At 42.3% G+C, this 21,825-nt stretch carries 17 protein-coding genes, 2 pseudogenes and 1 riboswitch; of the genes and pseudogenes, 2 read left to right on the top strand and 17 right to left on the bottom strand.

The genetic code is table 11. The features are described 5' to 3' along the window. Window positions 1–103: 103 nt before the first annotated feature. From ADH92_RS06325 to ADH92_RS06295, 7 genes are all read right to left on the bottom strand, one after another. Entirely contained in the window at window positions 104–382 is a 279-nt protein-coding gene (locus tag ADH92_RS06325) for a DUF2129 domain-containing protein (protein ID WP_003013098.1), read from the bottom strand. Between the two features lie 277 nt (window positions 383–659). Beyond that, window positions 660–1,250, bottom strand: coding sequence for an ATP-dependent Clp protease proteolytic subunit ClpP (gene clpP / locus ADH92_RS06320; protein ID WP_021153673.1), 591 nt, complete (start codon window positions 1,248–1,250; stop codon window positions 660–662). 128 nt (window positions 1,251–1,378) lie between these two features. Next, entirely contained in the window at window positions 1,379–2,008 is a 630-nt protein-coding gene (gene upp / locus ADH92_RS06315; RefSeq protein WP_049491218.1) for a uracil phosphoribosyltransferase, read from the bottom strand. Window positions 2,009–2,228: 220 nt separating this feature from the next. Further along, the gene (gene mgtA, locus ADH92_RS06310; protein ID WP_049497820.1) at window positions 2,229–4,889 is read right to left on the bottom strand and encodes a magnesium-translocating P-type ATPase; all 2,661 of its coding nucleotides are present in this window, start codon (window positions 4,887–4,889) and stop codon (window positions 2,229–2,231) included. Between the two features lie 207 nt (window positions 4,890–5,096). Further along, window positions 5,097–5,254: riboswitch (M-box (ykoK) riboswitch) on the bottom strand. A 35-nt stretch (window positions 5,255–5,289) separates the two neighbouring features. Next, window positions 5,290–6,453 carry a MalY/PatB family protein gene (locus ADH92_RS06305; RefSeq protein WP_049497819.1) on the bottom strand — a complete coding sequence of 388 codons (1,164 nt, stop codon included), beginning with the start codon at window positions 6,451–6,453 and terminating at the stop codon, window positions 5,290–5,292. A 1-nt stretch (window position 6,454) separates the two neighbouring features. Further along, entirely contained in the window at window positions 6,455–7,552 is a 1,098-nt protein-coding gene (locus ADH92_RS06300; RefSeq protein ID WP_049497818.1) for a cystathionine gamma-synthase, read from the bottom strand. A 407-nt stretch (window positions 7,553–7,959) separates the two neighbouring features. Then, a complete protein-coding gene (locus ADH92_RS06295) occupies window positions 7,960–9,588 on the bottom strand; it encodes a putative polysaccharide biosynthesis protein (RefSeq protein ID WP_049497817.1) in 1,629 nt (542 codons plus the stop codon). Between the two features lie 87 nt (window positions 9,589–9,675). On the opposite strand from ADH92_RS06295, the gene ADH92_RS06290 reads away from it, so the two are divergent. Next, on the top strand, window positions 9,676–11,121 hold the full coding sequence (locus ADH92_RS06290; RefSeq protein ID WP_049472487.1) for a UDP-N-acetylmuramoyl-L-alanyl-D-glutamate--L-lysine ligase: 1,446 nt from the start codon (window positions 9,676–9,678) through the stop codon (window positions 11,119–11,121). Between the two features lie 38 nt (window positions 11,122–11,159). Here the strand turns inward: ADH92_RS06290 and ADH92_RS06285 are convergent, their stop codons facing one another. The 8 genes and pseudogenes from ADH92_RS06285 to ADH92_RS06250 form a co-directional block, all read right to left on the bottom strand. Then, window positions 11,160–11,810, bottom strand: coding sequence for a DUF1803 domain-containing protein (locus ADH92_RS06285; RefSeq protein WP_049497816.1), 651 nt, complete (start codon window positions 11,808–11,810; stop codon window positions 11,160–11,162). 190 nt (window positions 11,811–12,000) lie between these two features. Continuing rightward, the gene (locus ADH92_RS06280; RefSeq protein WP_049472485.1) at window positions 12,001–12,579 is read right to left on the bottom strand and encodes a TetR/AcrR family transcriptional regulator; all 579 of its coding nucleotides are present in this window, start codon (window positions 12,577–12,579) and stop codon (window positions 12,001–12,003) included. Next, a complete protein-coding gene (locus ADH92_RS06275; protein WP_049472484.1) occupies window positions 12,579–13,280 on the bottom strand; it encodes an MBL fold metallo-hydrolase in 702 nt (233 codons plus the stop codon). The genes ADH92_RS06280 and ADH92_RS06275 overlap by 1 nt, the downstream gene beginning before the upstream one ends. Window positions 13,281–13,550: 270 nt before the next feature. Next, window positions 13,551–14,063, bottom strand: a complete 513-nt coding sequence (locus ADH92_RS06270; RefSeq protein ID WP_049472483.1) for a YiiX/YebB-like N1pC/P60 family cysteine hydrolase — start codon at window positions 14,061–14,063, stop codon at window positions 13,551–13,553. A gap of 63 nt (window positions 14,064–14,126) precedes the next feature. Next, window positions 14,127–15,062 (bottom strand): manganese-dependent inorganic pyrophosphatase, encoded by a 936-nt coding sequence (locus ADH92_RS06265; protein ID WP_049497815.1) that lies wholly within the window; start codon window positions 15,060–15,062, stop codon window positions 14,127–14,129. Between the two features lie 124 nt (window positions 15,063–15,186). Continuing rightward, the gene (gene pflA / locus ADH92_RS06260) at window positions 15,187–15,981 is read right to left on the bottom strand and encodes a pyruvate formate-lyase-activating protein (protein WP_003005017.1); all 795 of its coding nucleotides are present in this window, start codon (window positions 15,979–15,981) and stop codon (window positions 15,187–15,189) included. A gap of 213 nt (window positions 15,982–16,194) precedes the next feature. Further along, complete coding sequence (locus tag ADH92_RS06255) at window positions 16,195–18,504, bottom strand: endonuclease/exonuclease/phosphatase family protein (protein ID WP_049497814.1); 2,310 nt, start codon at window positions 18,502–18,504, stop codon at window positions 16,195–16,197. Window positions 18,505–18,630: 126 nt separating this feature from the next. Continuing rightward, window positions 18,631–19,383, bottom strand: a pseudogene (locus tag ADH92_RS06250) (alpha-amylase family glycosyl hydrolase); the annotation flags it as partial. Here ADH92_RS06250 and treR point away from each other — a divergent pair. After that, window positions 19,303–19,936, top strand: a pseudogene (gene treR / locus ADH92_RS06245) (trehalose operon repressor). The pseudogenes ADH92_RS06250 and treR sit on opposite strands and share 81 nt — an antisense overlap. 179 nt (window positions 19,937–20,115) lie before the next feature. Here the strand turns inward: treR and ADH92_RS06240 are convergent. Both ADH92_RS06240 and ADH92_RS06235 read right to left on the bottom strand, forming a co-directional pair. Next, window positions 20,116–20,919, bottom strand: coding sequence for an ABC transporter ATP-binding protein (locus tag ADH92_RS06240; protein ID WP_049497813.1), 804 nt, complete (start codon window positions 20,917–20,919; stop codon window positions 20,116–20,118). Window positions 20,920–20,928: 9 nt separating this feature from the next. Then, window positions 20,929–21,822 carry an ABC transporter permease gene (locus ADH92_RS06235; protein ID WP_003005682.1) on the bottom strand — a complete coding sequence of 298 codons (894 nt, stop codon included), beginning with the start codon at window positions 21,820–21,822 and terminating at the stop codon, window positions 20,929–20,931. Window positions 21,823–21,825 lie beyond the last annotated feature (3 nt).

Here is a 21,825-nt window from a genome sequence, read left to right as displayed (position 1 = left end):
ATGATCTCCTTAAATGAATCTTAAAATAAATACATTAAGAATATACCGAATTATCTGACAATTGTCAATAAAAAAAACGCAATCCATCAAATGATTGCGTTTTCTAACCTTCTGTGACCACAGATGGGGTCTCCAATCGTTGTAAACTTCCTACAAAATCTGTATCTAAATCTTTGAGATGGCAAGGCAAGACCTTTTTGACATAACGTTCTTTCTTTAAGTCTTCCATGACTTGATCGGCCTTGTCACTGTCCACATACAATTGGACATAACGGCATTTCTTAGAATGGTACAAGACATCTCCGACTGATTGTAATTTTTTCCCGTCTCGATTGTAATACAATTTAACAATTAAGCCTGTTCTTTCTTGTTTCTCAAACATGGTCAATCCCTTTCTCGTTCTGTTACTAGTATATCAAATTTCAAAAAAAAGAACTACTCTTTTATGAGAGCAAAAAAGAGAGTGGGACAGAAATCGGTAATTCGTTAGAATTCGATTTCGTCGTCCCACCTCCGCACAGTTGAGTAGGGCTGTAAAAGCTGATGAAATCAGCGTAGTAGAACCCACTCAACCACTGCGTTTTGCTCGACAATCCAAAAATAATTGAGAGGCTAGGACTTTTGTCCCAGCCTCTTGACGGACCTTCCCATAGAATGGTTTAGCCCAATTTATTATTGGCCATGATTTCATCAATAAAGCCATATTCAAGTGTTTCTTGCGCACTCATCCAATTGTCACGTTCAGCATCAGCATGCACTTTTTCAATGGATTGACCTGAATTTTCCGCAAGGATTTTTTCCAAGTTATTCCGTGTTTTGAGCAAGTGTTCTGCTGCAATCGCCATATCGGTTTGTTGGGTACCACCACCAGTACCACCCATTGGTTGGTGAATCATGTACTCAGCGTTTGGCAACATGAAGCGTTTGCCCTTCGCACCGCTTGAAGCGATAATAGTTCCCATAGAAGCGGCCATCCCCATAACAATGGTTTGGACATCTGACTTGATAAAGTTCATGGTATCTACGATGGCGAGACCTGCAGAGACAGAGCCACCTGGTGTATTGATATACATATAGATATCTTTTGTATTATCTTGGGCATCCAAGAAGAGCAATTGAGCGATAATGGAGTTAGCCATTTGGTCCTCAACTGGTCCTGTTACCATGATAATTCGATCTTTCAACAGACGGGAATAAATATCGTAAGAACGTTCTCCACGACTGGTTTGTTCAATAACTACTGGAATCATCTATTCTTCTCCTTTAGTATCCATTCATTCTCACGATTCGTGAGGTTCAAAGTATATGTGCTATTATAAACCAATGGTCAAAAAAGGTCAAATCTTAAGCACCTTTCGGACGAATCATGAATGGCTTCTTATTTGGTACCGAATAAACGGTCACCTGCATCTCCAAGACCAGGAACAATGTAGCCATGTTCATTCAAATGATCATCGAGGGCTGCTGTAAAGATATCAACATCTGGGTGAGCTTCTTGAAGTGCTTTCACCCCTTCTGGCGCTGATACTAGGCAGACAAATTTAATATGGCTAGCGCCACGTTTTTTCAAGGAATCAATCGCTAGAATAGCGGATCCACCCGTAGCAAGCATCGGGTCTACTACAAAGATACGACGTTGATCAATATCTTCTGGCAATTTTACCAAGTATTCAACTGGTTTCAAGGTTTCTTCATCACGGTACATCCCGATATGGCCAACTTTAGCAGCTGGTACCAAACTCAAGAGACCATCAACCATCCCAATCCCTGCACGAAGAATGGGGACAATAGCCAATTTCTTCCCTGCGATTTGCTTTTGAACGGTTTTGGTAATAGGAGTTTCAATTTCAACATCCTCAAGAGGCAATTCACGCAACACTTCGTAGCCCATCAACATAGCAATCTCATTTACCAATTCACGAAAGGCCTTCGTAGAGGTATCTGTACGACGAAGAATAGACAATTTGTGTTGAATTAGTGGATGTGTAATAACTTCTAGTTTTCCCATTTTTGAGATCCTTCTTTCTAAGCTGTTATTATTCAAAAAAGAGCCATGATAAAAGTGGAGTCAAGCTCTACTCTTTCTTTCAGTCCCTCTTTGATACTCACAGCACATGGAAATCTTCATTTCCAACTTTACATTCTTCTTATTATACCAAATTTCACCAAAAAAAGAGAGCCCTTACACTTAATTTTTTAAGTTCGGACTCACTCTTTCTACAAATAAATTACAACCATTCTTTGTATTTCTTAATATAGATACGTTTGACAACCGTCACACTCAGCATATAGAAGACGATAATCGCAAACAATAGAACAAAGTACAATCCATTTAGTTGGCTCAACTTCAAGATAGAAGCCAAAGGACTATATGGAAGGGAGGTTACAAAGAAGGCTGCTACTAGGGTCGTCACCACGACTGAGAAGGCTGGACGACTTTGGATAAATGGCAGTTTTGGTGAACGCAACATATGAATAACCATCGTTTGAGACCACATGGATTCGATAAACCATCCGGTTTGGAAAACCATGATAAAGGTTGCTGCATCTACTGCTCCATGGTTGTACCCATGACCTAAAATCATTGGGACAACAAGGAAGTAAAGAAGCATGTAGGTAATAATGTCAAATACAGATGAAATTGGACCGATCCAGGCCATGAAGCGCATGATGGAATTTGCTTCCCAGATACGAGGTTTCTTAAGGAAATCCTTATCGACATTGTCAAAAGGAAGGGCGATACAGGAAAGATCATAGATAAGATTGAGCACAATCAAATGAACTGGCGCCATTGGAAGGAAGGGTAAAAAGATGCTGGCAAAGAGAAGAGAAAAGATATTCCCGAAGTTAGAAGAGACCGTCATCTTGATGTACTTGGTCATATTGGCATAGACCTTGCGGCCTTCAACCAAACCTTTTTCAAGGACCATCAAGTCCTTATCCAGAAGGATGACATCTGCCGTTTCTTTGGCAATATCAACAGCAGTATCCACAGAGATCCCAACATCTGACACCTTCATGGATGGAGCATCGTTAATCCCATCTCCCATGTACCCCACCTTGTGGCCATTTTTCTTAAGGCTAAGAATGATCCGGGCTTTTTGATCGGGCGATAATTTGGCAAATACTGTTGTTGTTTCCACAACTTGCGCTAACTCTTGGTCTGTCATCGTATCGATTTCGCTTCCCAAAAGAATCCGCTCGACATCTAGTCCTACTTTTTCACAGACAGCTTGGGTGACCTTATCATTGTCGCCAGTTAAGATCTTAGTGGTAACCCCATATTCTGCAAGAGCTTTGATCGCTGGAGCTGCAGAAGGTTTTGGTGGATCAAGAAAGGCCAGGTAACCGGTTAGGATCATGTCTCCTTCATCTTCGACACTAAAGATTTCATTTTCGTCCAAGTCGGTTTTGTAGCTGACTCCCAAAACACGAAGACCTTGTTCATTTAATTGAGCGACCTCAGCGAGGACCTCTTGACGGACCTCGTCTGTTAATCGTTTGATATCACCCTTGTATTCAACATAAGTCGATACAGAAAGCATTTCTTCCAAGGCCCCCTTGGTCACCATGCTAACCACACCATCTTCGTCTTTGACAATGACACTCATGCGACGACGTTCAAAATCAAAGGGCAATTCATCTATCTTATGGAAGGTTTGATCTAGATCGCGAACAATCTCATGTTTCTTGGCTTCTTTATGGGTTCGGTTGATAATCGCCCGGTCCATCAAATTTTTTAGCCCGGTTTGGAAATAGGAATTCAAGTAAGCTCGGCGAAGGACTGATAGATCCAATTCGCCATGGATATCAAGCGGATACTCCAAAACGATTTCATCTTGGGTCAAGGTACCTGTCTTATCAGTACACAAAATATCAATAGCCCCAAGGTCTTGGATGGCATTGAGTTTTTTGATAACAACTTTTTCTTTTGCCATAATGATGGAACCCTTAGCAAGACTCGCTGTAATAATCATCGGCAGCATTTCCGGAGTCAAACCAACCCCAACGCTGAGGGCAAAGACACCCGCTTCTAACCAGTCACCATCTGTGAGGCCATTGATCACAAAGACAACGGGCACCATCACTAACATGAGCCGAATCAAGAGCCAAGAGATGGTATTCATTTCTCTCTCAAATGAGGTTGGTTCGTCATAGGTGTTGATGGTTTGCTCAATAGCGCCCATCATGGTTTCATCCCCCACGACCAAGACCAAGGCTGTCGCCCGTCCGGAGATGACATTGGTCCCCATGAAGGCCAAGCTTTCACTCTCCAAGAGACTATCTAGATTTTGACTGTCAGCTTTTCTAAGACAAACCTTTTCAACAGCATCACTTTCCCCTGTGAGGCCAGATTGTTGGACAAAGAAGTCACGGGAATCAATCAAGACCACATCAGCTGGAATCATATCGCCGGCACTTAGTTTGATCACATCTCCTACGACGATTTCATCGATCGGAATTTCTTGTTCCGATCCATCACGCAGAACGGTCGCTGTATTGACAATCATACGTGATAAGTTGCTAGCTGCTTTGTCGCTCCGCAATTCTTGAATGAAGCGGATACCACCAGAGATCAAGACCAAGGTCACAATAATGATGGAGGTCGTTGGATCCTGTTCACCTGGTTTTGCTAGCCAGACATTGGTGATGAAGGAAACCAGCGCAATGACCAACAGAATCACTGTAAAAGGATTGATGATCGATTCATAGATCTTTTTGATCATAGAATCTTCTTGACCTTTTGTGATGACATTTTCGCCATAAATATCGCGGTTTTCTTCTACTTGATCGTCAACTAAACCAAGGGCACTGGTTTTGTAGTTGGCAAAGGTGCTTTCAAGTGGTTCTTGAAGAGCAGCAATGAGTCTTTCTTTATTTGTTTGCATTGGTATCTCCTTTTTCAATCAGGAGCCAATCACTTTTGGAGTCCCTACGACACAAATCAGCGATTGGCTGGTTCGGTGCGGTTCGGGATGATCGTCAATTTGTATCATAGCTCTCTCCTTTCTCTTTTCTTGGTAAGGCATAAAAAAGAGTCCTACCCTCGATCGGTAGGACTCATGAAACTCGTCATTAATTTTTCAATCAAAACTCTCAAAAAACTGACCGTCCAAGCTTTAGCTCCGCAAGGCAATGAAATGAGCTTAGTCTTGACCTTTGCGATCAGGACTGTTAACCAACGAGTAGTGTCTCCACTGCTTTGCGGTAGTCATCCGTATCCTTGTGGTAGCCTCACCTACCGTATTTCGAGTTTATTGTACTCCTTCACTTACAGAAAGTCAACACTTATTTGTGAAAAGTTTCCACCAAACGTTTGGTAATTTCTTCAATGAGGGTGAAGGGAGCTGCTACATTGAGGCGGGCATGTAAGGTTCCTTCTTTTCCGAAATCTGTTCCACGGTTCAAAATCAATTTGGCTTGGTCATGGATTTTAGCATGCAGCTCATCATCGCTATAAGGATAGGCGGAAAAGTCCAACCAAAGAAGATAGGTTCCTTGGGGTTTCATGACACGGATTTTGGTCTTTTCATGCAATTCATCTACCACATAGTCGATGTGTTTTTCAAAGACTTGCTTGAGTTCCGTCAACCAAGGTTTACCATGGCGATAAGCCGCTTCTGTTGCAATATAGCCCAATCCTGAGATTTCATGTTGGTTATTGGCCAATTGCCGTTGTTTAAAAGCCGTACGAAGCTTTGGATTTTCAATGACCACATAGGAATTTTTTGTTCCTGCAATATTGAAAGTCTTGGTTGCACTAGTTAAGATCAGGCTGAAATCTTTAAAACTTGGATCAACCGTATTAAAGCTGGTATGACGGTGGCCAAACAAGGCCAAATCTTGGTGGATCTCATCTGAAACGAGAAGGACACCATGTTTTTGACAGAGGTGGCCGATTTTTTCCAAGACTTCACGATCCCATACACGGCCTCCAGGATTGTGCGGATTACACAAAACATAGAGTTTCACCTCTTGCTCCACAATGTCTTTTTCCAGCTGATCAAAATCAATTTGGAAAAGACCATCCTTTTCAACTAATGAATTTTCGATCAATTTTCGACGATTGAGCTTGACACTTCTGGCAAATGGAGGATAGACCGGCGTATTGATTAAGACAGCATCCCCTTCCTTAGTAAAGGCTTGAATGGCTGTTGAAATGGCTGGAACAACACCTTCGATAAAGACGACAGCTTCCTTTTCAAAGGAATAGCCATGCTCTTCTTTTTCCCAATCAAGGATAGACTGGTAAAGGCTATCTGATGCATAGGTATAGCCATAGACCATTTGGTCTGCATAGCCGATAACAGCTTCTCGTACTTCTGGAATGACATTAAAATCCATGTCCGCGATCCAAGCTGGAATGATTTCTGGATCTGTCTCAGTTTCTTTCCACTTGTAGGTATGGTGGGTCAAGCGATTCGGTAAAGTCGTGAAATCATATTTGGTCATCTTAAGCCTCCAATGCTTGTTTCAAATCTTCAATCAAATCATCCGCATCTTCGATTCCGATGGACAACCGAAGAAGATCATCTGTCAAACCATATGAATGGCGAACTTCTGCAGGAATGTCCGCATGAGTTTGAGTGGTAGGATAAGTGATCAAACTTTCAACTCCACCAAGACTTTCTGCAAAGGTAAAGACTTGAAGGGAATTCAACAAGTTAGGAATTTTTTTCTCATCTTGAATTTTAAAGGAGACCATTCCACCTTTTCCAGTGTAGAGGACTTCTTTGACCTGAGGGGAGGTTTTCAAAAACTCGACCACCTTGCGAGCATTCTCTGTAGAGCGCTCCATCCGGATAGAGAGCGTCTTGAGACCACGGATCAGCAGATAGCTGTCAAATGGGGAAAGAACAGCACCTGTCGTGTTCAAGTTGTAAAAGAGTTTGTCATACAAGTCCGCATCATTTGTCACGACAACACCAGCCAAGACATCGTTGTGACCAGCTAGGTACTTGGTTGCTGAATGTAGGACAATATCAGCTCCCTCTTCAATTGGGCGTTGATAGATCGGGCTATAGAAGGTATTGTCCACCACGACTTTGGCACCTTTTGCATGGGCCAATTTAGCTAAATGAGCAATATCAAATTCCAACATCAATGGATTTGTTGGTGTTTCAATATAGAGGACATCCACCGGATCATTATCTAGATGGTGGATCAGTTCTTCTTCTGTATTGGCATAGGTGAAAGAGAAACGACCCTCTTGCTCTTGTTGGTTAAACCAACGGAAAGAACCTCCATAAAGGTCACGAACGGCCAAGACTTTTGAACCAACTGGGAAAATGCTAAAAGCAAGCACGATGGCTGACATTCCAGAGCTTGTCGCCAAAGCATAGTCTGCACTTTCGATAGCTGCCAAAGTCTTCTCAGCTGTTGCGCGTGTTGGATTTTTCGTGCGGGTATAGTCAAAACCTGTAGACTGACCAAATTCTGGGTGCTGGTAAGTCGTAGAGAAATGCAAAGGAGTCGTCAAAGCTCCCGTTGCTTGATCCGACTTGATTCCTGCCTGTGCCAAGATAGTATTGATATTGCGTTTTTTACTCATATTGCCCTCCGATAAACATTCAATCTAACTGCTTACTATTTTATCACTATTATGAGGAGAGCGGTTTTCCCATTTTCAAGACCTAGCTATAGTTTCAAACTATAAGAAAAGGCTGGTCTCTAATGTCCAGCCTGAGAGTATAGACAAACAGTTCTTCTTTACAAATCGAATAAATTCTATAAAAAATTATTCGTTAGAATTATTCAATCATCTACTGAAACTTTCCGCTGTGAGAAAAGTGCCTGAAACTGTATTGTTTCAGGCACTCGGGAGTTTTGAGACCTCAGGCTCAAAACTAAGTCATGGAACTTCTTCGAAGTTCGCTGACGTCCGTACTCACTTAAGGAAAGTTTTCAAGATAACTTTGTCCTCAATCAGAGACTGGACATAAATGTCCAACCTCTGATTTATTTGATGCGGAATTTTTGTCTGAAACGTGCAGCTTGACCTCCGATAAAGCGGTCAAAATACCGTAGCCATAATCCTAAGGCTCCATAGATAACAACTCCTAATCCGCCAATGACGATGATATAAATCATGCTCGATACACGGCCATTTGGTGGGAAAATCCAGCCCAAAATCAAGCCTGCGATCAAGACTCCAAGTAGCATCACCACAGTCAGGATAGAACCAAGTAAGGTCCGCTTGAAGATGATGGTTCGATTAAACTGAGTAATGGTTTGGATCTCCCGATACATGAGAACGATTGGGACCATTAACGCAATAGTCGTTGACAAAAGCGGCCCATAAGAACGAAAGACCAAAATAAATGGAATTTGTAGGACCAATTTCACCACTACACCATAAAGGAAGTAGCGAATGGCCTTGCGATTTTGAAAGAGGGCTTGAATCATTGGCGATAAGACCGTGTAAAGACCGAGAATTACGGTCTGCAACATCGCTACGATGAAGAGTCCTAAGGCCAAGCCATCCGGTTGCCCATAGAAAACCGTATAAAGTGGTTTTGCGACTGCTACTGCACCAAAGGTGGCTGGAAGCAAGAAAGCTAGCAACATGGTCAAGTTATCCTGTACGAGCTTCCCAGCTGCTTTTAGGTCCCCCTTCACATAATTCTCTGTCAACAGAGGAATCCCAACTCCCCCAATCGAAGTCGCTACCGCAATCAAGATCATGGTGATTTTGTTTGGATTAGCAGAGAAATAACTAAACATGACCAAGAGCTGCTTTTGACTATAATCTGTGAACCAAGACATGACATTGATAAAGGTCATCTGGTCAACAATTTGGAAGAGCTGAATCGCAGAACCAGTAATGATAAAAGGAATAGCCTCCCGAATCGTATCGATCAAGAGAGCCCGAGTGTCAATTCCTTCACTTCCCTCTTGCTTTCTAAAAATAGAAGAGAGTAAGCCTGTCTTTGCAAGGTAATAAAAGAGCACCAGAAGGCTCGCTCCCATACCAATAAAGGCAGCAAAGGTCGACTGCGTCACAGCCTGCACATAGTCTCCTGAGCCAATCTTCATGATGAAGAAGGTCGTGAGCAACATCCAGATGACCCGGATCACTTGTTCTGCAATCTGGCTAATGGCGTAAGGCTTCATGTTGTTAAAACCTTGGAAAAATCCTCGAATGACACTCATGGAAGGAAAGATCAAGACAGCCCAAGAAAGGCTCTGCATGATCGGAATCAACTCTTTTCCCCCACCTGAAAGACTCGCAAAAACAGGAGACAAAAGATACATGAGAATGGCAAATCCAAGGCCTAGAATTCCCATAAATTTCAAGAAGCCTCGAATCAAAGCAAAACTATGATCGGCTTGGTCCCGGGTATTGTATTTGGCTACTTGCTTGGCAACAGCTACGGGTACTCCGGCTGTCGAAATCAAGAGAAACCAAGCATAGATATTGTAACCCATTGTAAAAAGACCGTTGGCTTGTGGCCCATATTTTCCCATCCAAATATACCAAGGAATAATATAAGCAGCTCCTAGCAAACGGCTGATAAAGTTGCTGGCTGTCATCCAGGCAGTCCCGCGTAGCATCTGGGCTTGCTGGTCATTTTGTTCGTGACTCATTGGTGTCCTCTTTCGTTTCTTCTTCTCTTCATTATAAACTTTTCCATGACACTTGTAAAATAGGGACTTTAGGTTTACAATAGTTTTATGATTACAATTGAACAAACCCTCAACATTTTAAAACATGACCAAAATTTCCGAGAAGTTCTAGTAAATGGTGAATACTACTACCATCTAGAAGGAACAAGTTTTGATGCCATTAGCTATGATAGCCGTAAGGTTTCTGCTAGTACCCTCTTTTTTGTTAAAGGGGCGAGTTTCAAAAAAGAATACCTGGAACAGGCTATTTCTAATGGACTCGGCTTTTATGTCTCTGAAAAAGATTATGAAGTTGGTATTCCTGCCATCCTCGTCAATAATATCAAACAGGCCATGAGCTTAATTGCCATGGAGTTTTATGGGCACCCTGAGAAACAATTAAAACTATTGGCCTTCACAGGGACTAAGGGAAAGACAACCGCGGCCTATTTTGCTTACCATATTTTGGAACAAAGTCACCGACCAGCTATGCTGTCGACTATGAATACGACGCTGGATGGTAAAAACTTCTTTAAATCGACCCTGACAACTCCAGAGAGCTTGGATCTTTTTGCCATGATGGCTGAGGCAGTAGCCAATGATCGGACCCACCTCATTATGGAAGTTTCCAGTCAAGCTTATCTGGTAAAACGAGTTTACGGTCTGACCTTTGACGTTGGTGTTTTTCTCAACATCAGTCCTGACCATATTGGACCGATTGAACACCCAACTTTTGAGGATTATTTCTACCACAAACGTCTCCTCATGAAGAACAGCCAAGCCGTTGTCATCAATAGTGATATGGATCATTTCCAAGTTTTAGCGGACCAAGTCGCGAACCAAGACCACGATTTTTATGGAAGCCAGTCTGAGAATCAAATTGAAAACTCTAAGGCCTTCAGCTTCTCAGCCACTGGTAAATTAGCTGGAAACTATGAAATCCAACTGATTGGACATTTCAACCAAGAAAATGCTGTGGCTGCAGGTCTTGCCTGCCTTCGTCTAGGTGCGAGTCTTGAAGACATCAAAGAGGGAATTGCTAAGACGCGTGTTCCTGGCCGAATGGAAGTCTTGACTCAGAAAAATGGCGCTAAGGTCTTCATCGACTACGCCCATAATGGAGATAGCTTGAAAAAACTGCTCTCAGTTGTCGAAACCCATCAAACAGGGACCATTTCACTGGTACTTGGATCAACTGGTAATAAGGGAGAGAGCCGCCGCAAGGACTTTGGCTTACTCTTAGAAGAGCATCCTGAGATCCAAGTCTTCCTCACAGCTGATGATCCCAACTATGAAGATCCTTTGGCTATCGCTGAAGAGATTAGCAGCTTCATCACGCGCCCTGTTGAGAAAATCGCAGATCGAGAGCAAGCCATTCAACTGGCTATGGCAACAACCAGCAAGCCTGAAGATGCCGTCATTATCGCCGGAAAAGGAGCGGACTGCTACCAAATTGTCAACGGCGTAAAAGAAGAGTATCCAGGTGACGCCGCCATCGCTGAACGTTATCTATAATCAAAAAAACAAGGCTAGGAAGTTTTCCTAGCCTCTTTCTATTGTTTGATAAACATCAGTCTTTCCTTATCCAAGTCCACTGCTAATTCATATTTGCCTTCATCATTTTTGCGGATATAACCTAAGACTTCTAAACTATCGACAAAGATGTCCTTGCGCTTTTGCTGGACTTCTTCTTTCTTGAGGAACTTGAGCAAAAAGCTAGTCATATACTTGAGAGCATACTCGGGATTGACATCGCCTAAAATGACATAGAGCTTCTCTTGCTCCTCTGTCAATGGATATTGGTGTTTCACCTTGTAGAAGTAATTGGAAAGGGTCTGTGCATTTCGCGCAAAGTCCGTCTCCTCTATGAGAATCGCTTCATTGGTAGTATTGCGGAGTTCCGTTTGGAAGACCTTGGCTTTTAATTCTTGATAAACTGCACTGTCCTCTCGGACAAAGACCTCTTGATCCAAGTCAATAAGATCAGCTGACTCTAAGAAAGGCAGGTTGAGGGTGTAGCGTTTATTTTCTCGAAGGATCAAGCCCGCTTTGATATACTCCTCCATCAGCTTATCCACTGGTTGATCTGGAAATTGGGCCTTGATTTGCCGCAGGATCACATCGTCGTGCTGATCCAAATAGTTGATCAAGTCCTTGAAAAATGGCTGACGTGTCAAACGTATGGGATTAATGATTGTAATCATGAATAGGTCTCGTTTACTGTTTTATCGGTTCGTTCTTATTGTAACATAAAAATTAGTTTAAGCGAAATCAATACCAAAGGACAAAATCTTCAATTTATAGATAGGCAGGCAAGAGGGGAAAATAAGGCAATAAAAGAACTTAGTTTTTTCAATCCAAGTTTACTGTAGAAGCCCCATAAGTTATTCCAACTCATTTCATTTCTATTATTTTAAAAGAAATAAAATCAGTCAGTAGTTGCTTAATGCGTTCTGGACATTCTTCATTGTCCCTACTGTAGATACTCACTAGGCCATGTAAAAAAATAAAGATTCCACTACGAATATTTAGCACTTCTGCATCAGATAAGTCTTTCGGTAAAAAGACATCAATAGCTTCTTCCAATAAACGATAACTTTTCATTCTCAATTGCATCAACGGTTGCGAACAATCGCCTGGATCTTCATGCTCTCCACGGTAAAAAATCAATAATTCATAAAAACTTCGTTCTCTAAACCCAAAATCCACATATGTTTGACAGATTTGGAGCAGACGTTCTTTATCAGTCTGCTTGGAATGGCTGATTTCTAAGCAAGTATGATAGAGATGAGTTAACGGTTTTTCCGCTACTGCATATAAAATATCCTCTTTCTTTTTAAAATACTGATAAATAGCTGTATGTGAACATCCTGCAGCTTGAGCAATCTGCCTAATTCCCACCTTCTGGTAAGGTTCTTTTCGGAAAATTTCCTCTGCTACTCTGATAATTCTGGACCTTGTATCCTTTGCCATTACAAACTCCCTTTAAACCCATTCAATGCCTCAAAATCTCGTACTGCATCTTTTACCTCACTACCATGACAAACACTAACAAGTGCCTGCGGATAACTATTGAGAATTCTTTCACCACTAGCTAAAGCTTGTCTCATATCTGCTGTATATCCTTTCATTGGTGGACGCAACTTTCCACCTCTCGTAGCTGTGAAAAGATCTCCAGCGATTAAAACTTGATCCTCTTCATGGTAATAAACAACATGACCAGGGGAATGCCCAGGAGAAAATAGGGGTTTTAGTCCTGCACTACTTATCAAGTCTTGACCTTCTTGACTTTCAACAGTTATAAAAGTAGCCGGATCAAAAATCACTTTTTCCGTCTCTTTTCTATTAGGAAAAGGTTCTTTGCCTGAAATATAGGGGAATTCCTTCTCACTGATTAAAGTCGGGATGTTCCCAAAGTGCTGTCTAAGATAGAGCAAACCTTTGATATGATCTGGATGTCCATGGGTCAGAAAAATTGCTTCAATTTTTTGTGGGAGTAAAAACTGGGCAGCGTACTTCTCCATTCCTCGCATTCCCGTATCAATCACATAAAAGCGACCAGATGATTCAACTAGCCATATGCTGACAACAAAAATGCCCAATTCGAACTCAAACTTATTTATATGTGGACTGATTTGTTTTGTACGTGTTAATAAACGATACAAGAAAGACATATTTACTTCCTCCTTTAATTTCCAGAAAAACTAACCAGTGGTTAGTTTTTGCTGCAGTATATCATATTTTATCTGTCTATACAAGAAACATCCAGAGGATATTAAAATAAAAAATACAACTTTTACAAGTTGTATTCTAAGGTAGAACATATTTTTAAAATCAGGAAATAATATATCGAGACTTTCCGCTGTGAGGAAAGGATTAAAAAATTATTTTTCTTTAGTTTGATGTAACTCTTATAAACTGTATCAAAGTTTCAGATTGTTATTTCATGAATCCAAATCATCCAAATACCTTTCTTTAAAATGTAGCAGTGGAGATTGGGCTAACTGACTCGGGTTGGTCCCGGGCTGATCTAGAGGAACGGCTAGACCGAGCTCCTTGTAGTAATCCAGCCAGAACGGACTAATCTCCTCTTCCTCATCTCCAAACTTCATGGGAATGGTTTCAAAAATAGGAAGTAGTTCAGCAATGAACTGGGAACAGTAATAACCATCTCCATCCTGATAAAAGGACGCATTGTAGGGAGCCCCTAAAAGACTCTCTGCTCGCTTTTTGACCTCTGGACAATCAATCTCCGCACAGCGATAAAGGTCATATACTTTCTCAGCTTCAAAGAAATCTTCAGGGGACTGGGAAAGGACGCCACCTTCTACCGTGGCATGATAAATGAATCCGTCCAAAAAGATGGCCACATGGCTATAGTTGCCAGTTGATGCCTGGATGGCCTGCCCTATATCCGAATCATCTTTCACAAAGATTAAATCACCATTTTCTAGCATATTTCTCTCCTAGAAAAAAAGGAGCCGAAACTCCTTTTTAATAATGGGTTTCCCCATTTATCATTATGCATTAAAGCTTTCAGTCAATTGAGGAACCACTTGTTTCTTACGTGAAACGGCACCTGGAAGGAAAGCATGATTGTTTTCAAGTTTGAAGTTGAAGGCTGCTTCTACCTTGTCCATGTTGGCACCAAGAGCCAAGATTTCTGAGTTTGAGTTGACGATGTCTGTAATCATCAAAACAAAGTCAGAGTAGCCGTTAGTTGCATTGGCAGCTTGGATAGCTGCTTCGATTTCAGCTTGGCGTTCCAAAACTTCCGCAATATCAACTGTGTTCACTTGAGCCACACGAACGTTATTTCCGTTCAATTCAAAAGTCTTAGCATCGATGTCGATCAATTCTTCTGCTGATTTGCTTGCCAAGTTAGTACCAGCCTTGAGCATTGCAAGACCATATTCTTCCAAGTTGACACCAGCCAATTCAGCCAATTCTGGCGCAATCACTTTATCAGATGGGTGTGTTGTTGGAGATTTCAAAAGAAGGGTATCTGAAATCAAACCTGAAAGCATCAAACCTGCCAATTCTTTTGGCACTGCTACACCGTGTTCTTTGAACATGCGGTATACAATAGAAGATGCTGATCCAACTGGTTCCAAACGCATGTAAAGTGGGCTAGCAGTTTCGAAGTTAGCCACACGGTGGTGATCCACTACACCATAAACTTCTACTTCAGCAATATCTGAAACAGATTGTTGGAATTCATTGTGGTCCGTCAAGATGACTTGCTCTGCACCTTCTGCTTTAGCTGATGTGACGACGCGTGGTGCTTCCACACCAAAATAGTCCAATACGAAAGCTGTTTCTTCATTTGGAGTTCCAAGAGCCACTGCTTCTGTATCCAAACCATAAGCTTCTTTTGCAAGATAAGCAAAAGCTACAGATGAGCCGATAGCATCTGAGTCAGGATTTTGGTGACCAAAAACGAGAATTTTTGACATGTTTCTACCTCTTTATTTCATTTATAGATTCACTCTATTTTAGCACGTTTTGCCATTTAAAGAAAGGGAATAGTTGTGCATTTCAATAGAAAAGACAGCTGGAAGGCCCAACTGTCTATACTTTTTATCCTTTGACCCGTTTCAGGTAATCTTGGTAACTTTCTGTTTCCATCAAATCTTTTGCATTTTGGACCCGTTCTTTTGTCGGTGGTTTCACACCCTCCAATTTGTACGGAATTCCCAATTCACGCCATTTGAATTCCCCCATAGTATGGTAAGGAAGGATCTCAAATTTATCGACATTTTTAAGGGTTTTAACAAATTTTCCAAGTTCGATCAAGTCATCATCTCGGTCTGTCAAACCTGGCACCAAAACGTGACGAATCCAGACTGGTTTTCCAATATCAGATAGGTACTTGGCACAAGCTAGAATCGTTTTATTGGTATGGCTGGTCACAATTTTGTGACGTTCATCATTGATTTCCTTGATATCAAGAAGCACCAAGTCTGTCACTGCCATCAAGCGGTCAAATTTTTCCAAATAACGAGGCGTATTCCGGAAAGGAAGAGCACAGGTATCCAAAGTACAATGAATGCCCAACTCTTGAGCCTTGGTAAAAAGTGCAATCAAAAAGTCAATCTGCAAGAGGGCTTCTCCACCACTGACCGTGATTCCCCCTTTTTCGCCCCAAAATCCACGATAACGGAGGGCTTCTTCTAGGACATCATCCACGGTCCGTTCACGGGACTTGTTGGTTTCCATTGCCCAAGTATCTGGATTGTGGCAGTATTGGCACCGCATTTGACACCCTTGAAGAAAGACAATAAAGCGGATCCCAGGCCCGTCTACTGCCCCAAAACTTTCTGTTGAGTGTACCATTCCTGTTACTTTTCCATAGTCAACTGTTTCATTTTCCATTGAGGAACCTCTTCTCTTGAAAACGTTTTATGGTTTTATTATAACACGATTCCATCTATTTTAAAGAGTTTAAGCTTCTTTTTGAAAAGAAACTGTTCTTTTCAGTAGTTTTCATTGTCCTAGTACAGTTTCCAATATGGAACTATCTGTCCTGTATTTTAGGAGAAAAAAAGGAGCCAGCGACTCCTTTTTTAGATCTTTCTTTTGAAAACGTTAGTAAGTCTTTTTCTTCTTGTAGAAGACAAGACTCATCGTAGCTACTGCCACTCCAAAAAGGGCTAGATAGCTTGTTTCTTGTCCAGTAGATGGAAGGATTTTCCGTTTACCTGGTGTCTTGGTTTCTGTTGTAGCCTCTTCCTTGTCGTCTTGCTTCTCATCTTCGTTCTTGCCCTTCTCTTTGCTTTCAGCTGTTGAACTCTTTTGTTCATTGGCTTGAGTCTGATGAGGGACTAGTTGAGATCCTGTATTCGATGAAGAAGGGCTGGTTTGATCCGTTGGTTGTCCTGTATTTCCTTGTTGATCATCCGTCGGCGTTCCTGGAGTTTGTGCTCCACTAAAGTCGATTTGGACCAAGACAGGATCATGGTCTGATGCACGACCGTGTTCCTTCATAAAGGAAGCATTGATATGGACTGGTTCAAACCTTGCTTTTGCTGCCATGTTGTTTGAGATAAAAATGTTATCCAAAACTTGATTGCTTCCACGGTAGAAATAAGAATAGCGATCCCCTGCATCATGTTGGGCCATTAAGTTGGTTAGTTCGTTGCCCGCAAGGATCTGTGCTGTGGTTGAGAAATCGTAGTCATTAAAATCACCCGTCAAAACAAAGGTGGTCTTCGGATTTTGCTTCAAGCCTTCTTGAACGAATTGATGGATGACACTGGCTTGTGCTTCACGCGTTGGCAATGTATGTTCCACTGCTGGTTGGCTTGCCCCATAAATAGCATCATCTCCAATTTTTGATTTCAAGTGATTGGCAATCACCACAACTGGTTGACCTTTGAATTCAAATTCAACAGCCAAAGACTTGCGAGTATGATCAAACGATGGGTCATTAGGGGCAATCCGAGCTGGGTTTTTAACCAGGTGTCCCTTGTCAAATTGCGCCGCTTCCTTGCTAGTTGCTGCCTCTTTTTTGGCTAAGGTTACGCGTTCTGGATTGTAGAGGATTCCCAAACGAATATTGGAACCAGGCTTTCCTCCGTCAGCGCCATCTACTGGAGCAACCTCCGTATACTCATAGCTCTTGCCACCCAATTCCTTGATCCGATTGGCTAGTTTGCGTCCACTTTCAACACCACTGGTCGTTCCGTCATCCACACTACCATTATTGTCCTGCACTTCGATCAAAGTAATGATGTCTGGATTGTAAATTTCATGGATAAAGGAATTGGCAATCAGCGTCACCTTATCCTCTGGGGTTTCATTTTTGGCATTGTTTGCCGAGAAATTTTCAATATTATAGGAAGCAATGGTCAGCTTGTCCTCACTTGGTTGGGTTTGAGCTGCTTGACGCTGCAAGCCACCATCTTGGACCGTCAACTGTTGAGTGGGCTCTAATTTATAGAAGCTATTTCGATACGTTACCACTCCTGTCACATCTTCTGTAAAGTAATCCTTGGCTTTTGCGATAAACTTATTCCCAACATAAACCGGGATTGTCGCTGTATTTTGCTCATGTGGCCGTAGATTCAAACCTCCAATGTTATTTAAAGGAAGGCCTGTAAAATCTTCTCCCAAGACATAGATATCTCCTTTGTACTGGGGACCAAGGACATGCGGTTTCTTCACCACCGTGAGCATTCCTTCCAGGCTTTCCCAATAATCGAGAGCATCAGTTTCTGGAGCATAAGCAGTCGGATTAGGCTTCACCTCCGCTGGCATCCCCGCAGTGATATTCACAGCTTCTGGAAGAGGGGCTGTCCCGTCTTTGGTGATCCAAGCATCGACCAGCATGGTCACCGTTAAACTATTCGTCGGTTCCTTAAAGGTCTTCCCAGCTCCCAAGGTTACCTCTTCCATATAGCCTTCCTTGACGGTACCAGTGATTTTAACCTTGTCGCCGACTTTCACCTTGTATTTGGAAACAACATAAATCCCATCTGAAGTCCGACTATTGCCATCCGATTCAATATCTTGGGCATAAAAACCATAGCGGTCTGTTTTGGTCACCACTGCATTTTTGATAGCTACCTTTTGGCCTTCCAGTGGGGAGCGTTGCGATTCCCCTTGAATTTCCCCGATCTTAACTGTTTTCTCCTCAGTATCGTCTGAGGAACTGCTAGATGTCTCTTCTTTATCCCTCGAAGCTCTCGTCGTAGCGTCTGTAGTTGTTGTTGTAGCGGAAGTCGAACTATTTGTCGAGCTTTCCTCGCTGCTAGTGTTCGTCACAAGCGCTGGCTCTGAAGTCGAAGCTGTGGTCTCGTCTGCAACTACCGTGAGGGCACTGCTAAAGACCCCCAACTGACTAGCCAATAAGGTGGCTACTCCCAGTAGGCGAATCTTTTTACCGTTTTTTCTCATGCTTTTCTCCATCCCTAAAAAGTTTTCCTCTTTTATTATAAGGGAATGACTTTGTATTTTCAAGCGCTTTCAAAAATATTTTTCAAAAAAAACACTTCGACCCAAAAAGATCGAAGTGTCAAGAACTTAAGCTAAAATTGCCAGTGTCTGATACGGTTTAAGAATTACTTTTTCAGCAAGCTCTACATTCTTATAATTGGATAAGAGCACGCGCCCTGCTTGGTAGTCTTTTGGAATCGCCACTTCAGCTTCACTTCCATAGAAATGATTTAGTACCAAGAGTTTTTGACCGTCTAAGTGGCGTTCAAAGGCGTAGACTTCTTGACTATCTTCCAATGCTGGTAGGTAGCTTCCTTCTGAAATAATGGGCATTTCTTTGCGCAAGCGAATCAATTCATTATAGAAGGTAAAAATTGGGCCATCCATTTCCTTTTCAACGTTGAAGTCTTTATAGGACTTCCCAACTTTCAACCATGGCGTCCCTGTTGAAAAACCGGCATTTAGAGAAGCATCCCATTGCATGGGCGTACGTGAATTATCACGTGACTTAGCTTGGATAATCTTGAAGGCTTGCTCAGGTGACTTGCCTTGGTCCAAGAGCATTTGGTAAGCATTGATGGACTCCACATCCACGTAATCTGCCATCGAATCATAGTCTGGATCTATCATGCCGATTTCTTCTCCCATGTAGATATAAGGGGTACCACGTGACAAGTGAAGGCTAGCTGCGAGCATGGTCGCTCCTTCATTGCGGAAGTTCTTGATATCTACAAAGCGATTCAAGGCACGAGGTTGGTCATGGTTATTCCAGAAGAGGGCACTCCAACCATCTCGTTCACTCATTTCCTTGCCCCAAGTATGATAGAGACGCTCAAGCTCTTGCAGGAGGAAGGCTTTATCGAGACTGTTCAAGGGATGGGTTCGCAAGTTTCTAGACAAGCTCACTTTGACTTCCCTGTTTCCCAATTAACCAGTTATCAAGAAATCGTCAAAGCTTTCAGAAACCAATGTCATTCGTTTAGAAAAGATCAGTATCGATGAAAAAGGCGCTAAAAAGACAGGCTTCCCCCTTCACCGATTGGTTTGGAAAGTAACCCGGCAACGGATGGTGGATGGTGTCGCTTCTGTCTTAGATATTGATTACTTAGACAGAGAGCTGATCCCAGGCCTTACTAAGGAAATTGCCCAGCACTCTATCTACCAATATATAGAAGAAGACTTGAAATTGCAGATTGGCTATGCTAAGAAAGAAATCTTGATTTCACCAATCGATAATCGTGACAAAATCTTACTGGATCTTGGAAAAGACAAACACGTAGTAACGGTCCGCTCCCAAGTTCACTTAGCAGACGGACGGCAATTCCAGTTCACCGAAAGCCGGCACAAATTAGACAAGTTTCATTTTGTCGACTATGCAGAGCGGAGGAAATAAAGGAGGCTGGGACAAAAGTCCTAGCCTCTCAATTATTTTTGGATTGTCGAGCAAGACGCAGTGGTTGAGTGGGCTCACTACGCTGATTTCATCAGCTTTTACAGCCCTACTCAACTGTGCGGAGGTGGGACGACGAAATCGAATTCTAACGAATTACCGATTTCTGTCCCACTCTCATTTTATCCTAATACCAATTCATCACTAACCAGGGTTTCACCACTGTTTTGGTGGAAGAGGCGCATCAAATCTTCAACCGTTAGGTTTTTCTTTTCTTCTCCTTTGACGTCGACAACGATCTTGCCTTGGTAGAGCATGATCAAGCGGTTGCCGTATTCAATCGCATGGTTCATATCATGCGTAATCATCAAGGTTGTCAAATCATGGCTTTCCACGATCTTTTGTGTCAATTCCATGACCATTTCACTAGTCTTGGGATCGAGCGCTGCGGTATGTTCATCCAGAAGCAAGAGTTTGGGTTTGACCAAGGCTGCCATGACCAAGGTCAACGCTTGACGTTGCCCACCAGACAAATATTGGGTATCGACTTTGAGACGGTTCTCTAAACCGATATTCAGTTCCTTCAAGGCTTCACGGAATAATTCGCGATCTTTCTCGCGAACTCCCCAGCTCAAACCACGAGATTTCCCCCGTCGTTGGGCAATGGCCATATTTTCTTCAATGGTCAAACGGGAAGCTGTCCCCATTTTAGGATCTTGGAAGACACGCGCAATATCTTTCGCACGCTTACGAACACTCGTATTTTTGATGGAGTTACCTTCTAGCAAGATATCCCCTTCATCCACGACTAGGTTTCCTGCCAAGATGTTCATCAAGGTTGATTTCCCAGCTCCATTTCCACCGATAACCGAAATGAAGTCTCCTTCTTCTACTTGGAGATCCAAGCCTTTTAAGACATGGTTTTCATTGACTGTTCCTGCTTCAAATGTCTTATGAATACCTTCAATTGATAATAATGTTGCCATACTTTTCTCCTATTTATTTCCTAACTTCAGTCCACGAACACGAAGACGTTTTTGCGCCTCAGGAGCGAACAAGACAATCGCGAGCAAGATCGCATTGAAGAGACGAACCATATTTTGATCGAGATTTGGGATCTCGTAAATATTTAAGATAATCAAACGGTACACAATAGCTCCAACCCCGATGGAAAGCAAGCGCCAACCAATGGTCAATTCGTGGATCAAAACTTCAGCGATAATCACAGCACTCAAGCCGACTACGATCGTCCCTGTACCAGAAGTCACATCTGAGAAACCATCATTTTGTGCAAACATGGCTCCACAAAGGGCAATTAAACCATTGGAAATCATATAGCCCAACATCTTCATGTTATCTACATTGACCCCATTGGCCTCACTCATTGGAATGTTATCACCTGTCGAGCGCAAAACCAAGCCAAGCTGCGTCTTCATTAAGAGAGTTAACAAGATACAGACGATGATCAAGCAAGAAATACTAATCAAAAAGACAGCTTCTTCATTGGACAAGCCCAATTTCATGACACTTTTGAAAATGGTACTGGCATCGCCAATAGAGAGGTTGGGAACTCCCCCCATGATTTTAATATTGATAGAGTAGAGACCCGTCAAAGTGACAATCCCTGTCAAGAGGGCTGGAATTTTCATTTTTGTATGGAGAATTCCAGAAACCAATCCTGCGATCATCCCCGCCAGGAAGCCTAACAAGGTTGCAAGCCAAGGGTTTCTTCCTGCTTGAATTTGGGAGGCTACAACTGCTGCCCCAAGTGGAAAGGCTCCTTCTGCCGTCATATCGGCAATATCTAAAATTCGAAATGTTAAGTAAACACCAATCGCCATGATCGACCACAATAAACCTTCTGATAAACTTGATAAAACGAAATTCATCTC

The sequence above is a fragment of the Streptococcus parasanguinis genome (genome assembly GCF_001073155.1).
GTDB lineage: Bacteria > Bacillota > Bacilli > Lactobacillales > Streptococcaceae > Streptococcus > Streptococcus parasanguinis_D.
The sequence above is the reverse complement of the archived record's forward strand: the minus strand, read 5'-3'. Positions and strand labels throughout refer to the sequence as shown.